General features: G+C 43.3%; 9 protein-coding genes. 4 read left to right on the top strand and 5 right to left on the bottom strand.

The window, feature by feature from the left end; all coding sequences use genetic code 11:
- The first annotated feature begins 280 nt into the window (after positions 1-280).
- The gene (locus ACY3ZI_RS00105) at positions 281-1357 is read left to right on the top strand and encodes a nitrilase-related carbon-nitrogen hydrolase (RefSeq protein ID WP_036950634.1); all 1077 of its coding nucleotides are present in this window, start codon (positions 281-283) and stop codon (positions 1355-1357) included.
- 74 nt (positions 1358-1431) lie between these two features.
- Here ACY3ZI_RS00105 and ACY3ZI_RS00100 read toward each other — a convergent pair whose 3' ends face one another.
- Together ACY3ZI_RS00100 and ACY3ZI_RS00095 are read right to left on the bottom strand one after the other, a co-directional pair.
- On the bottom strand, positions 1432-2370 hold the full coding sequence (locus tag ACY3ZI_RS00100) for a hypothetical protein (RefSeq protein ID WP_487375773.1): 939 nt from the start codon (positions 2368-2370) through the stop codon (positions 1432-1434).
- A gap of 69 nt (positions 2371-2439) precedes the next feature.
- On the bottom strand, positions 2440-2979 hold the full coding sequence (locus ACY3ZI_RS00095; RefSeq protein WP_132496986.1) for a TetR/AcrR family transcriptional regulator: 540 nt from the start codon (positions 2977-2979) through the stop codon (positions 2440-2442).
- Positions 2980-3072: 93 nt separating this feature from the next.
- Between ACY3ZI_RS00095 and ACY3ZI_RS00090 the strand changes: the two genes are divergently transcribed.
- Positions 3073-4563 (top strand): MFS transporter, encoded by a 1491-nt coding sequence (locus ACY3ZI_RS00090; protein WP_487375772.1) that lies wholly within the window; start codon positions 3073-3075, stop codon positions 4561-4563.
- A gap of 266 nt (positions 4564-4829) precedes the next feature.
- A complete protein-coding gene (locus ACY3ZI_RS00085) occupies positions 4830-6545 on the top strand; it encodes an IucA/IucC family protein (protein WP_249215496.1) in 1716 nt (571 codons plus the stop codon).
- Positions 6546-6594: 49 nt separating this feature from the next.
- On the opposite strand, the gene ACY3ZI_RS00080 is transcribed toward ACY3ZI_RS00085, so the two are convergent.
- Positions 6595-8025 (bottom strand): MFS transporter, encoded by a 1431-nt coding sequence (locus ACY3ZI_RS00080; RefSeq protein ID WP_487375771.1) that lies wholly within the window; start codon positions 8023-8025, stop codon positions 6595-6597.
- A gap of 74 nt (positions 8026-8099) precedes the next feature.
- Between ACY3ZI_RS00080 and ACY3ZI_RS00075 the strand changes: the two genes are divergently transcribed.
- On the top strand, positions 8100-8762 hold the full coding sequence (locus ACY3ZI_RS00075; protein WP_036950643.1) for a helix-turn-helix transcriptional regulator: 663 nt from the start codon (positions 8100-8102) through the stop codon (positions 8760-8762).
- Here ACY3ZI_RS00075 and ACY3ZI_RS00070 read toward each other — a convergent pair.
- Positions 8746-9324 carry a rhomboid family intramembrane serine protease gene (locus ACY3ZI_RS00070; RefSeq protein WP_036950645.1) on the bottom strand — a complete coding sequence of 193 codons (579 nt, stop codon included), beginning with the start codon at positions 9322-9324 and terminating at the stop codon, positions 8746-8748. The genes ACY3ZI_RS00075 and ACY3ZI_RS00070 overlap by 17 nt on opposite strands.
- A complete protein-coding gene (locus ACY3ZI_RS00065; protein WP_487375770.1) occupies positions 9324-14261 on the bottom strand; it encodes a DNA repair ATPase in 4938 nt (1645 codons plus the stop codon). The genes ACY3ZI_RS00070 and ACY3ZI_RS00065 overlap by 1 nt, the downstream gene beginning before the upstream one ends.
- Positions 14262-14355: the final 94 nt, after the last annotated feature.

Raw genomic sequence — 14355 nt, 5'->3', positions numbered from 1 at the left:
AAATTCTTTTATCTAATTGATATTTATTACTTTAAAAATAAAGTAACGCAAGGTTATATTTATAAAAAATAAGATATTCGCTAGATTGTTAATATGTTTATAGCCTGATTTTTTATTTTAAATATTAGTGTTAAATATTGAACAGATTAAGTGTGAATATCCAAAAAGTGTAATTTAATATTTATTTGACATAAAATTAACATATGAATAATATTCGATGAGTTTGATTTTTGAACAATGCCAATTGCAGGTAAATCGAAAATAGAATCGGAGAATTATTATGATAAAGCCATATGGTGTAGTGGGTTTAGTGCCAACAACGTGGGGAATAAAAACGCGTAGCGATATTATGAAAAATATCGACCATCTTGAGGAGCTATCTCACGGTGCGCTGTGGCTATCTTCATTGGATCTCCCTGTTCGTTTACTTGTACTTCCGGAAGGTGCTTTACAAGGTTTCAACGATGAAGCACTGGATTTACCGATTGCTGAATTTCTAAAAGATGGCGCTATTGATATTCCAGGCCCTGAGACTGACCGACTGGGTGAATTAGCGAAATCTCAAAATGTGTACATCATGGCGCAGGCAAAAACCCGCGATCCAGATTGGCCGGGTATTATGTTTAACGTTGGGTTTGTTATTGATCCCAAAGGGAACATTATCCTGAAACACCATAAAATGTCTTCTTTGTTGCCGTGTGAACGTTCGGCATCGCCTCATGATCTGTACGATGAGTGGATAAAAAAATATGGGCGTTCATTACAATCTTTCTGGCCAGTCGTTGATACTGAAATTGGCCGATTAGGGGTAATGATGGCCATGGAAGGAAACTTCCCTGAAAACGGTCGTGGTCTGGCATTAAATGGGGCAGAAGTGGTGTACCGCGCTTCATTACCAACGCCATTTACTGAAAATGACCTGTTTGAAATTTCTAACCGAGCCCGTGCGTTGGAAAATAATTTCTATGTTGTGGCGCCGAATATTGGCTCAATGTATATGTTCCCAACCACACAAGCGCCAATTGACTGTGGTGGCGGTCGTTCACTGATTGTGGATTACAAGGGTAAAATTGTGGGTAAACAAGAAGATACTAACGGTTCAACCTATGTTTATGGGGTGATTGATATTGAAGCGATGCGCCATCACCGAGCCAATGCTTCGGTCAGTAATTGGCTGAAAGATATTCGGACTGAATGTGCTCAACTCATTTATGAAACGCCAATTTACCCGAAAAATACCTACTTACATGAGCCTCAAGGCAATCATAAACACTACCGAGAAACCATTTTAAATAAGCAAATCGAGAAAATGATCGAACGAAATGTATTTGTACCGAGTGTGTATGATAAGCAATAACGACCGCGATTAATCAAAAACCAACAGCGTGTATTACGTTGTTGGTTTTTTTAATTCTAAGCTAACGGGTATCGCTATTTTCTATAACGTTTATAGATTTCAGTGGTACCGACAGACAGGGTGCGATTTAGCTGTTTAGGCTGCGCAGCAAAATCAGCATCAATTAAAAACAGATTTTTTTGCCTATCTTTTCTTACGTTGCCTTCGGAGCCATGATCAAAAAGAGTGCGTCCCCGGGATTCAACAAAACCAGAAGCCTCCTTGCCTGTTATCGATCTCCCATCAATAAACTTAGTGACTAAAATGGCATTGCCATTTGCGAGCGTAGTAGATCGTGCAAAGTTAATATCTTGATTTACCTCATTTAATACTCTGGCGCAGCGATCGTATTTCGCATATTTATTGTATTTAAAGTTTAAATCGCGATGAGGAATTTTAATCGCAAAGTTACCCACGCGATAGGCGGTTCCATATTCCCCTTTACCAAGATAATGACGCATGTTGAGGGTGAGCGTGCCATACTCCTCCTCACCAAGTTCATTGTGTTTGCTGATAGAGCGAGCGCGACATGTCGAGTGATTTTTGACTAAAAAGATAGGTCGATGATCAGCGCCGAACGCATCATTTTTAAAGATGATATTGAGATGATGCAACTTTTCTGTGAACTGGTCTATTTCGCTTGGTACTGTTTTTGCGATTGTAGGCTCAATATGTACGATCGGTTCAATGTGTACTTTGTTTGGCGCTAAATTCGTATTTTTTTCTATTTTTTGCGGAGAAGGATTCTCTGGTATTGTCAGCTTTACGAAACTTTGATGGGAAGGGATGATTTCTGTATTTTTTGCTTTCTTGGGACGTTTTAATAATGTATTAAACAAGTTGGTATTAAATAACCTGTTTACTCTCTCTATAAACCCGTTTTTTTTATTTTTAGGTTTCGCCAAAGCGGATTGGTTTTGTTCAATATGTGGTTGCAGTATTTTACCTGTATACTCATGACTTATTTGCTTCATTGAATACTCTCCTTTTTAGATAAAAATATAAAAAAGAGAGTGTTAGATATATCAAAAATGGATTTTCACCTAAACTTTAAACGTATTTTCGATATCGCTGAATATTGATTGCCATTCTGCATCATCAATATCCATCAAACCAAAATGGCGCAAAATAAAAGTGCCTTCAGTGGCTAAAAATAACAATCTAGCGCGTTTGCCACTTTCGGTTGATAAATCTAAATTAGCAATGCGTTCTCGATACCATTTACGGGTGCTTTCTAAATACTCAGGTGTTTGAAGCAGAGAAGCCATTAATGCGGCACCTTTGGCGATACTGGTTTTATCGTGGTCCGCTGTGGCTTTTATGTGGGCAATCACTCGACCTTCAGGACTGTTATCTTGGGCTATTGCTTTACTGAAAATTTCATCGTAAGAGTGGCTCCAGCGTTCAAACATGGCATCAATTAAGGCTTCTTTGTTACCAAAGCAGTATTGGACTCCCCCTTTAGAAATCCCCATTGATTTGGCGACTGCATCAATCGTCAGTGCGGTAGCACCTTGATTAATGACAATCTCTTCTGCGGCTTCTAGCACTTTTTCGCGATCAATTGTTCGTTGACGTCCCATTTAAAAAAACCTCTTTTCAATACGTACGTATGGAATTATATTATAGCACGATCATCCATCAAGGTGATCAATTAAACAAGTTGAGAAGATTTTATGATAGCAGATTATAAACGTTGGATTATTCTACTCTTAGTATCGAGTGTTTTATTTCTCATCGTCATTGATGTTACCGTGCTATATACCGCACTGCCTAAGCTCACCCATGATCTAGGTGCAACAGCATCTGAAAAATTATGGATTATGAATGCTTACCCGCTAGTGGTCGCGGGGCTATTGCCTGCTGCGGGAATGTTAAGTGATAAAGTGGGTCATAAGCGGATGTTTATACTAGGGTTGCCCTTATTCGCATTGGCCTCTCTGTGCGCGGCATTTTCACCGAGCGCATTAAGCTTAATTTTGTCTCGTGGATTTTTAGCGGTGGGTGCCGCGATCAGTATGCCAGCGACATTAGCCATTGTTCGCCAAGTCTTTTTAGACCCGAAAGAGCGGGCGCTGGCGATTGGTATTTGGTCTGCGGTAGCATCGGGTGGGGCTGCAATTGGGCCATTAGTCGGCGGTGTGTTACTCAATCATTTCTGGTGGGGCTCCGTCTTTTTAATCAACGTACCGGTGGTGCTGTTGGTGATCCCATTTGCGCTTTCTTTAATACCAAAAAGTACGAGAAATTCGCAGCAACCGATTGATTATTTAAGTTCTTTGTTTGTATTGGTGGGGCTGATTGGTTCAATCTATGCCTTGAAAGAGCTTGGAAAAGCCAATATTGATTGGTTCACGTTACTCATTGCTGGGGCGATCGGCATTGCCTTTCTGGTTATTTTTAGCCGTCGACAATTAGCGTCAGAATCGCCCATGATTGATTTTAAATTACTCAGCGACCCTCGATTTTTTGCGGGCATTCTGATGGCGATTTTATCCATCGTGATCATCGTTGGTGTCGAGCTACTATTAAGTCAGCGCTTGCAGTTGGTATTAGGTTATACCCCATTCGAGGCGGCGTTATACATTATTCCGATCCCGATTGCGTCTGTGTTAGCGGCTCCGTTAGCGGGTATGTATTTGCATAAAGTCGGCGCTAACCTAATGATGATTTTAGGATTTATTTGCACATTAGTGGGCGTCATTGGGGTTGCGTGGGTATTCAAAACCTCAACCGGCTTGGTATTACTGTCATTCTTATTCTGTGTTGGGTTCGGATTAGGTGCCATTTTTACCACAGCATCAACGACCATCATGTTAAATGCGCCAGATGAAAAAGCAGGAATGGCAGCATCCATTGAAGAAGTGGCTTACGAGCTAGGTAGCGTGCTCGGGGTAACATTTATGGGTGGCTTGATGAGTGCGGTTTATACCGCCAAGCTGGTATTACCGGCAGGTTTTACGGTAGCAGACAAAGTCTATGATAGCCTTGATGAAGCGTTAATTGTGGCTGAAGGGTTACCGCAAGATAGTGCAAGTCTCTTAGTGAATCAGGCGAGTATGGCATTTGATAACGCATTTATGTCTGTCATGATTGCCACGATAATTGTGCTGGTGGTGAGTATTGTTGTGTTGCCGTTTTTCTTCCGCCAAAAGCGTACCGTCTAACAATATTGTTCAAATAACCTTGTCTAAAAATTAAGAAAAAAGTGCGTCGAATAAAGGCGCACTTTTCATTAATTATAAAATCATCTAATAAGTATATCTATCTAACACCCTTTAAAATGGTCTCTCTGCCACGTTTTACTTACTCTGAATTTTCAATCTGGTGAGAATGAAAACAGAGGGGATTTATGCAACTAAACCACAGTGATAGCTTAATTTTCCGTGATAATTACTTGAATAAAGACAGTTGGATCGCGGCGAATAAAGTCATGACAAAGAAGATTTTGACGGAACTTACTCATGAGGGGATTATTACACCCGAGCATATTAGCCACGGCGACTATGTACTGAATATCGAAAGCCAAGGCGTTTGTTATCACTTTAAAGCAAAAAAATATTTACTAGCACATTTAGATATCAGTCTTGCATCCATAAAAAAATATAAAGATGGGCTGGAAATTCCCGTAGATGCTTTAGATCTTTTTATTGAATTACTCGAATTTATTCATATTGATAAAGCGATATTACCAACCTATGTTGATGGATTATTATCGACGTTAAACGGTTGGGTATATAAGCGAAATGGGAAGCGTCTTAGCGCTGACAAACTGATATTCGCAGATTATCAATCAATAGAATCTACTATGGATGAAGGACACCCCGCGATTATTGCTAATAGAGGGTGTTACGGATTTGATTTCATTGACTCGTTGGTATATTCGCCAGAATATATGGCTAAGCAAAAAGTGGTTTGGATTGCGGTTCATAAAGACAAAGCCACATTTAGTGCAATATCCTCATTAAGCTATCAGGATATTATTCAATCAGAACTCTCCACAGAAGAAATCAGTTATTTTAATGACATAGTCCATCAACAGGCCGTATTGAGTGACGATTACTATTGGATGCCGGTGCACGAATGGCAATGGCGCGAGAAAATTTTAATTCGATTCTCTGCTGATATTGCGAAGAAAAATATCATTTTCTTGGGAATGAGTGTGGATGAGTATTTTGCTCAACAATCAATTCGAACGCTCTTTAATGTCAGCGATCCCAGTAAACGTTATATCAAGCTAGCCGTCTCAATTTTTAATACCGGATTTATGCGCGGGCTTTCCCCCTATGCAATGAAAGTGACCCCAGGAATTAATGAATGGCTAGATAACTTATGCTCTCAAGATAACTATTTGGTTGAAAAAAACTTCAAGTTACTCAAAGAAGTTGCGGCAATAGGATTCAGGGATACGCTATTTGAAAAGGTTATCACGGAAAGCTCGCCACAAAAGCATATGTTATCTGTATTATGGCGAGAATCTGCGTACGATAAAATTGAAAAAAATCAGCGTATAATGACTATGGCGGCATTATTGCATGTAGATAAAAGAGAAACGTCTTTTATTGTGGAATTAATTAAACTCTCTGGCCTTTCTGGGCATGAATGGATAAAAGCGTATCTTGATTGTTATTTATTACCTCAATTACACCTATTTTATGCCCATGATATTGCTTTGATGCCCCATGGCCAGAATGTGATTTTGATTATTGAAGAGAACAAACCGATCGGTATCTTGATGAAAGATATTGCGGAAGAAGTGATTTTCTTTAATCCAGAAGGTTCATTGCCTGAGGCTGTGTCACAGTGCACCCATATTGTAAAAGATAACCTTAAAATTGAGCATTTTTGGACCGAAATATTTGATTATTTCTTCCGTTATTTGGCTGTAATTTTAGATAAACATGATTGCTTGGCGGAAAATGATTTTTGGCAGCTAACGGCGGATGCCATTTTTGAATATCAGGCATTGTACCCTGAATATAAAGAAAAATATGAAAAGTTAGATTTATTTAAACCCACATTTAAGCAATATGCGATTAATAGACAAAAAATGATTCACGGGCCTGAGTGTCTATCTCTACGGGAATTTAAAACCAATAAGGAATTTTCGAGAGAACTTCCTAACCCATTATTTTTATTTAAAAAATAATCAACAAAATAGAAAGATGCTCGTGATTGAGCATCCTTCAGTGGTCTGACTATTTAACTTTGCGAATTAAAACTGCAGCCAAGAATGGGCTAATAGCAAACAGGGCAAATAACCAGACAGAGGCTTGTTGAGCACCAACTAACCCACCAGGATTAATCAATCCGCTATTATTGACCACCACGCCCACTAATGCCGCAGATAAGGCAGTTGCATACAATTGTATCGTAATCACTGAAGAGGATGCTAAGTTTTCTTCCCCTTTAGGTGCCGCATTAAATACTCGCAGAACTAAATGAGGCCAGCAGATGCCAATTCCTAATCCAACTCCCATCATGGCGAGTAGGTAAAGAATAAATAATGGAATGGTGTTAACTAAATCCAGATTAGGGGTTAGAACCGCTAGAATTATCAGCGATACCAAGATGATAACGGGACCCGCTTTAAGGATGCGTAAAACGATCGCGCCCGTTTTATTGGCGCTGAGTAAGGCACCTACTGTCCATCCCGCCGCCATCACGGCAGTTAAATAACCCGCCATCAACGGTGAAAACTGGTGAATAGTTTGCAGGAAGTAAGGCACATAAATTTCGGTGGTCATTCCCCCCACCAGTAAACCCATCGTCAGGAAAATAACCCCAAGCTGAGTTTTTAGGGAGTAAGCCCCTGTGGGGAGTAAATGCTTTCCACTTTTACCATCAATAAGCGCAATGGTGACGAGCAAGGCAATGCCAATGAGTAACCCGATAAGATTGCTGAGCAAGCTTTCCGATAAACTGCCAATTGAGATAGCCAGCACGGAAATAACTAACAGTGAAATCGCAAGAATGGGAATTTTTGTTGTTTGCGCTTGCTGAGATTTTTTCCCTGGTAATTGGTTGATAACTATCATTGCCAGCACAACCGACACGGGCAATAAAGCCCAAAAAGCCCAGCGCCAATGACCCCCTTGAGCAAAAATACCGCCAATGGCAGGACCACACAACGTAGCTATCCCCCACATACCGGATATCACCCCCATGGCGCGAGACCACAAGTTTGGCGTGAAGACAATACGGATCAGCGCGTAGCTAAGCGCGAATAACATCCCGCCGCCAAGCCCTTGTAAGGCGCGCCCGCCTAATAAGGTGAGCATGGACGGTGAGGATGCACACCAAATGGCGCCCAAGGAAAACAGTAACAGAGCACTAAGGTAGGCAAGTTTAGGTCCTAGGCTGTCCAGTACTTTACTGGATAATGCAGAGCCAATAATGGAGGTTGCCACAAATAACGTGGTGTTCCACGCATAATATTCAAGACCGCCAATATCATTGACGACACTCGGTAAAATCGTGGTGACAATATAAATATTGATAGCATGAAGTGCGACGCCACCTGTGAGGGCTATCGTCAATAATGCATTAGTGCCGCTGAGTAAATCGGCCCATTTTCCTTGAGGTTCGGTGCCTGTTTCATTGAATTCGGTGACAGTTTTGTTGCTCATACGCAGACCTGCTGGACGAAAGAGTAAAGAAAAGGGTATTATCCAAGTATTGTCTTGGATAATAAAATTACACTATGAATAAAGCAAGTAAATACTTTGATAATCTAAATCTCACTCAAGCAGTGGATAAGGTGCTGTTTTGCATCAAAACCAAAGGACCCGTTTCCACAGCAGTGATTGCCCATGACCTGGGTTTAACGGGGGAAGCAGCACGCCAGCATATCCATAAATTAACGTCACTGGGTCTGGTGGAAGGTGTTCAATGCACCGCACAATCTGGCGCTGGGCGTCCTCGGCAAAATTGGGTATTAACGGAACTGGGACATCAACGTTTTCCCGATACCCATGCTCAACTGGCTTTGCAGCTCATTGATTCAGTGAAAACCATTTTTGGTGATGAGGGGTTAGAAAAGCTGATTGAACAGCGAGAAGCGGAAAGTCGCAGTAAATATTTAGGGCGCTGCCAAGGGCTGCCATTAGAACAATGTTTAGCTGCACTCGCCGAGGTTCGTAGCGAAGAGGGCTATATGGCGAAGGTTGAGCAGGAAGGCGATAGCTGGTTATTTATCGAAAACCATTGCCCTATCTGCGCGGCGGCAACCGCGTGCCAAAACTTTTGCCGTTCTGAATTGGCACTATTTCGCGAAGTATTAGGGGAACAGGTGAATGTAGAACGGGAGCAATACCTGCTTGATGGTGCAGGGCGCTGTGTATATCGGGTTACTTTGAAAGGGTAGTCGGCGGCGTCGCTTTTAATTTTTTATTGGCTAACCACGCATAGGTAATTCCGGCGATGGCGCCAGCAATATGGGATTCTGTCGATATTTGCTGGTGAACAGGCAGTAACCCGCTCGCCATCGCACCAAAATAGAACAGTACCAATAGGGCGATAATGATATCTAACAGTTTGCGGCGGAAAAAACCTTGGGCAATCAATAAGCCCCAAAGCCCAAAAATCCAGCCGCTAGCGCCAATATGCAGCGCATTTCTACCCACTAGCCAGACAATCAAGCCACCAACCACAATAATAAACGCGCTGGCATAAGCATATTTTCGAATGGAATCATGCAGCAGCAGGGCGCTTAAAACCAGTAATGGCGGCAGATTACTCAGAAGATGTGCCCAATCGCCGTGGATCAGTGGGGCAAAGATAATCCCCACCAGCCCGTGCAGCGTTCTTGGTTGGATGCCGAACCCAACAAGCGCGTAGCCACTTAAACTATTGGCGATTTGAATAGTGATCAGCAAACCCGCAAGGGTAATCAGTAATTTAATTCGCGGGCTTAGCCAAGTTTGCATTATCGATGTCCGAGAGATTGTACACTTTCAACCAGTTGGGCGAGCTGAGTCACAACGCGGTCGCCCACATCGGCATTATCACCACCTAATGCTTTGTTACGCAAGAAATCTTTCTTGATTTGCTGCCAGCGTGCTGCATCTTTCTCATTCAGCCTTCCGCGTAATTCTGCCAGCTTCAATAAGTTCTCTTCAGCACCTGTCGTTAATAATTGCGCTTCCCCAAGATAATGGTCATCCAGCAATCTCTCCAATTCATCATCATTCATAACGGAAGAGACTTTCTCGCTGAGCTTATTCATATTTCGGTAGCTGCCTTGCAGGCGGAATGCCGGCTCGGTTCGATATTTATCGGACTGTGCGGCACTGGCAATATATTGCTGGTTTACCTTCAGAACCACATCGCGCAGGCTGAGTAATCGGGAAATAACCGCCGTAATTTCATTCACTTCTGCATCGGAATATGGGTAGCTGAGTGCATTAGTGGAAACCGATTTGCCCATGGCTTTATCCACCAGCAAATACAGGTCGTTTAAATCTCGTAGTGCGAGAGGTGCTAATACTGGATTTGAGGTCAGGCTGTTTTCTATGTAGCTCAATGCAAAGGCATCATCCATCCCACCGAGCACTTCACCCAGGTTATAAATATCCGCACGGTTGGCGAGCATATCAGGGATACGGAACACTTCGCCAGATTCGGTATACGGGTTACCCGCCATGACAACACAGAATTTTTTACCGCGCATATCGTAGGTTTTGGTTTTGTTTTTCCATACCCCTTCGATGCGACGAGTTCCATCACACAGGGAGATAAATTTCTGTAAAAACTCAGGGTGAGTATGTTGAATATCATCTACATACAGCATCACGTTGTTGCCCATTTCGAGGGCTAGGTTGAGTTTTTCCAGCTCTTGTCTGGCGGTAGCATTCGGGGCTTGTTCTGGGTCGAGGGACAGCACATCATGCCCAAGCGCAGGACCATTAATCTTCATAAAGATCAAACCAAGGCGGTCAGCCGCGTACTCCATCAGGGTCGTTTTACCGTAACCTGGCGGGGAGATCATCAGTAACAAGCCCATTAAATCGGTACGCTTGTTTTCGCCTAGAGCGCCAATTTGCTTCGCCATGTTGTCACCGATAATCGGTAAATAGACGTCATTGATCAGCTTGTTACGCACAAATGAGCTCAGTGGCTTAGCTTTGAACTCATGAAGTTTTAGGCGGCTGCGCTCTTCACTCACAATGCGCTGACGCAGTGCTTGGTATTGACGGAAGGCTGGAATAAATTGCTTGCGCTGTTCGCGCATTCGACTGAAAAAGTCATCCAAACTTAACGAGAGAGTTTGGTTGTGGATTGTCGGGTGATCCCCCAGTAATCCAGTAACTTTAAAGTATAAATCGGCTTCGCTATAACGTGCCGATGCTATTTTATCTAAGATAATAATGGCGATGGCGCCTGGAATGTATGGACGTAAATGTGCAAATTCGTCAATCGAACACAGCCCTTGCAGCCAATTTTGCAATAGCGCCCAGCGCTGAGCATAGCGAGTGCCAAGGTTTTGCTGTGAATGATTGAAATCCAGCCACATATGGGCTTCTTCTAAGCGCGTTTGTAGTGCTGTCACTAAGTCCCGCGCATATTTGCTGTACACCAATTCAATCGGCGTTCTGGCTAACGCAAAACTGAGGTATTCCGCAGCTTGAGCTTGCTCATGAGCTTGGCAATTAATTGGATTATCTTGCAGGAATAAGCTGACATCTGCCTCGATCTCCGCTTGAAGATCTAAAAGGGCATCATCGTTATTGAATAGCTGGCGGATATTCATCGCGGTTCTGGCTCGTTCTGGCCATTGGGCAGGGTATTCGTTGCTTTGAATGTGATGCCAAAAAATCGCCGCAATGGCGCGAGCTGTTGGGTTGAAACGCAGTAAATCCGCGCTTTCACCAATCGGGAGCAGCTTTTTCAATATCGCGATAGCGTCGTGGTCGTGGATCCCTTTTTCGTAGCCTTCTTTGTAGCGTGGAGCCGCAAAATCACGCACCAGTTTGTCGATTTTTTCAGGGGCAGACAGCGTACTTTTTAGGGTATCGAAATTCAAACCATCTTGGCGTTTTGCTGCGGCATAAATGATGGAATACGCGAGGTATTCAGCGCGATAAACGGTATCAGATTCGGATTCGAGGTTGGCTGTCCAATAAGGCTGCAACTGTGCAAGTTCGGCGTTCTCAATGGGTTCTTGGAAATCCGTTCCGGTGAGGTATACCCACAGCTGGTTATCTTTTGGCAAGATAGTCAGGTCAAGCTCTTGGGTGTTAACACTGAAACGGTGGCGACCCAGCTTAATAATGTTGCCGCCATCTTCGAATATATCGGTTTTATCCCGCAAAATGCGAATGGCTTGGTCGCGAGAGGCTTTAAGTCTGGCGTCGATATCATCAGCTTTGACGTTATCGTTGATTTCTCGTAGTTTCTCGATGATTTCACGGGTTTTTTGTGCGAGCGGGTCGGTAGCAAAAAACGCATTCAGTTCATCTTGGTTTTGCAAGCGTACAGTACGGCGTTGAAGGCTTTCTAATAAGCGGTCGGCGGCCGTTAATAAATTCTGCGAACGGCGCTGGCGGTCATCAATCAGGACTTGTTTATGGGATTCAAACGTTTCCAGTAATTCTTCGCGTTTTGCCAGAATATCATCAAGAAATTCATCATGATGGCTAAACTGGCTTTCTAGCTCTTCTAATTGAACCAGTAATCGGGATAACTGATCATCACAACGTTCTGGGTCAGTCGCGAGGGATAATGCGTTGGTGATGCCTTGGCTAAATAGGCGGAACTGCGCCCCAAATTGCGCCACGCTCTCAATGCTAGTTTGGGATTTGCGTTTTTGTTGTAAGCGGGCGCGGGACTGGTTTAACTGGGCATAAATGTGCGAAATGGCATCGATGATATGGGTCTGTAAGGTGACATCATCAAAACTCAAAGAAGCCATTAAATTAGAGAGCATGTCCAAATCCGCTGACATTTTTTCCATGTCATTCATTGGGACATCTAACTGCGCGCTGGTTTGAGCTTTTTCAATTAACTCTTCAAAGGCCGCAAGCTGAGTTTTAAACGGTTGCAGAGCTTTGTCGCTGGCAAGAAATTGCGCAGTACCTTGGGAAACGCGTTGCTGTGCTTCGGTGATTTCATTTTCCATCTCACTGAGTTTTGTGAGATCCATATAGCGGAATTCTCGCAATGAAATCAGATGCCCTTGTTGGGCATTTAAGGCGTTTAGCCCATCTACAAATTGTTGAATATCCGTCCATCCTTCAGGCAATGTGAGGGACAGTAAGGAGCGTTGGCGAGTGACCGCCTCATTCATTGATTTGACGGATTGCTGGCGGATGCTTTCGACTTTCTCGTATTCGTCGAGTACCAACTCACTGGTTTGGGCGATCTCTTTTAAGAGTTTGCCAATACCTAAGCATTGGTCGTCATTAAACCAATAGAAAATATCCAGCAAGTTTTTAGGTTGCTGGCTAAGTTGTTCATAGCGGGAAACGGAAACTTGGTTGCCTTCAATCTCTTTGGCGACATGGAGAATTTCGGAGATCCCACGGACTAAATCGGCATTACCGATACGCCCAAGAAACCCACCCCGTGGCGGCTGCTTATCGGCAAATTCGTCAGAATAGAATGGGGTTTGCCACACCTGCATAGGGTGAACGCGAGTGGCTTCGTCACCTTCCCCTTCGAACAGCACCATTTTGCCATCTTCGAGCATGGCATAACCATGACCGATTAATGGTACGGCAAGCTTACGTTCAATTAAATTGTAATTGAAAAGGGCGATACGACCTTGGTTCGGGGAATAAAACACATACAGCACATCTTCCCCGTTAGGTGAGCGGCGCAGACGACGAAAACGCATGCCATCCATTGGTTGCTCGAAGGTTTTGTACTCCCCGTTTTGCAGGTAGTAACCCCCTGGGAAGATAATTCCGTGATCTTCCGGCAACTGCACGCACGCTTGCCCTATGGCATCAATACGGTGAACGGTTTGATTCAGAATGTTGTAAACCAGATAGCGCCAGCTCTCTTCGCGGTATGGCAAGATTTTGAGTAAAATTAGGCTGCCAGTCTGAGCATATTCAATTTGGGCGTCATCGAGGGATTGGTTTTTATCGAGTACCGCTTCGCGGTATATGCCCAACCCATCTTCGGTATTATTTTCACATTTGATGGTTAGGTCGCCGCCGATGGTTTCCACAAAGACGGTATCGAGAATATTAATGTGAGGATAGCGTCCATTAACGGTATTTTCCCGCGTAGTACGTACCCATTCGAAATCATTGGTGGGGGGTAGGGCGATATCACGTTCACCCCGGTTATCGATGTATTCGATGCGGGATTTATCACTGGAAATTGACCAGCGGAAAACACGCACATCGGTTAACCGATCACCAATTTGAAAACTGGCTAACAGCTTGCCATCGCGCTCGACTAATTGCAGTAATTGCGTGTTTTTGTAATAGGTATACAGCTCAGTAAAATCCTGAACAAAGCGCGTATCATTGAGGAATGTCTCTTCGTAAGGGACAGAGATTACATCAAAATCACCTTCATTTTCAGTGAGCTGATATAAGGAAAAAACATCTTCAATGTGAGTTTCTTTTTTCAGACCCAGAAAAACGTTATAGCCAAATAGCAGCCAGTCACCGACACGGACAATGTCTCTCGCTTGGCAGTTATTTTCGGTACGAATACGGATACGCCCGATAATGTCCATCTGGCTTTGACCAAATTCAGTCAACCGGCTGTCGTTGAGTTGAGCTGCTTTTTGGTGAAGTTGCTGCCCTTGTTCGGTTAAGCGCTTGCGTAATATTTCGTACGCACCACCTTCCGCGACGGCACTGTCGAGAATTTCCTGTTCGCGATTCACATCTTGGGTTTCTGACATGTTTAACGAATTTCCTTGGTCTTAAAAAAAGATACGCTCATAAACCGCCAAGTTGCCTATGTGCTGCAACTTGGCGGGATGAGGTATAAAACTT

It is taken from the genome of Providencia sp. LY12, assembly GCF_057621555.1.
Note: the sequence above shows the minus strand (reverse complement) of the source record. Positions and strands in the feature narration are given on the sequence as shown.

What these genes read in the sequence shown, in the direction of transcription:
- ACY3ZI_RS00105 (WP_036950634.1), top strand. Translation starts at nt 281, where the DNA reads ATGATAAAGCCATATGGTGTAGTGGGTTTAGTGCCAACAACGTGGGGA.
- ACY3ZI_RS00100 (WP_487375773.1), bottom strand. Translation starts at nt 2,370, where the DNA reads ATGAAGCAAATAAGTCATGAGTATACAGGTAAAATACTGCAACCACAT.
- ACY3ZI_RS00095 (WP_132496986.1), bottom strand. Translation starts at nt 2,979, where the DNA reads ATGGGACGTCAACGAACAATTGATCGCGAAAAAGTGCTAGAAGCCGCA.
- ACY3ZI_RS00090 (WP_487375772.1), top strand. Translation starts at nt 3,073, where the DNA reads ATGATAGCAGATTATAAACGTTGGATTATTCTACTCTTAGTATCGAGT.
- ACY3ZI_RS00085 (WP_249215496.1), top strand. Translation starts at nt 4,830, where the DNA reads ATGACAAAGAAGATTTTGACGGAACTTACTCATGAGGGGATTATTACA.
- ACY3ZI_RS00080 (WP_487375771.1), bottom strand. Translation starts at nt 8,025, where the DNA reads ATGAGCAACAAAACTGTCACCGAATTCAATGAAACAGGCACCGAACCT.
- ACY3ZI_RS00075 (WP_036950643.1), top strand. Translation starts at nt 8,100, where the DNA reads ATGAATAAAGCAAGTAAATACTTTGATAATCTAAATCTCACTCAAGCA.
- ACY3ZI_RS00070 (WP_036950645.1), bottom strand. Translation starts at nt 9,324, where the DNA reads ATGCAAACTTGGCTAAGCCCGCGAATTAAATTACTGATTACCCTTGCG.
- ACY3ZI_RS00065 (WP_487375770.1), bottom strand. Translation starts at nt 14,261, where the DNA reads ATGTCAGAAACCCAAGATGTGAATCGCGAACAGGAAATTCTCGACAGT.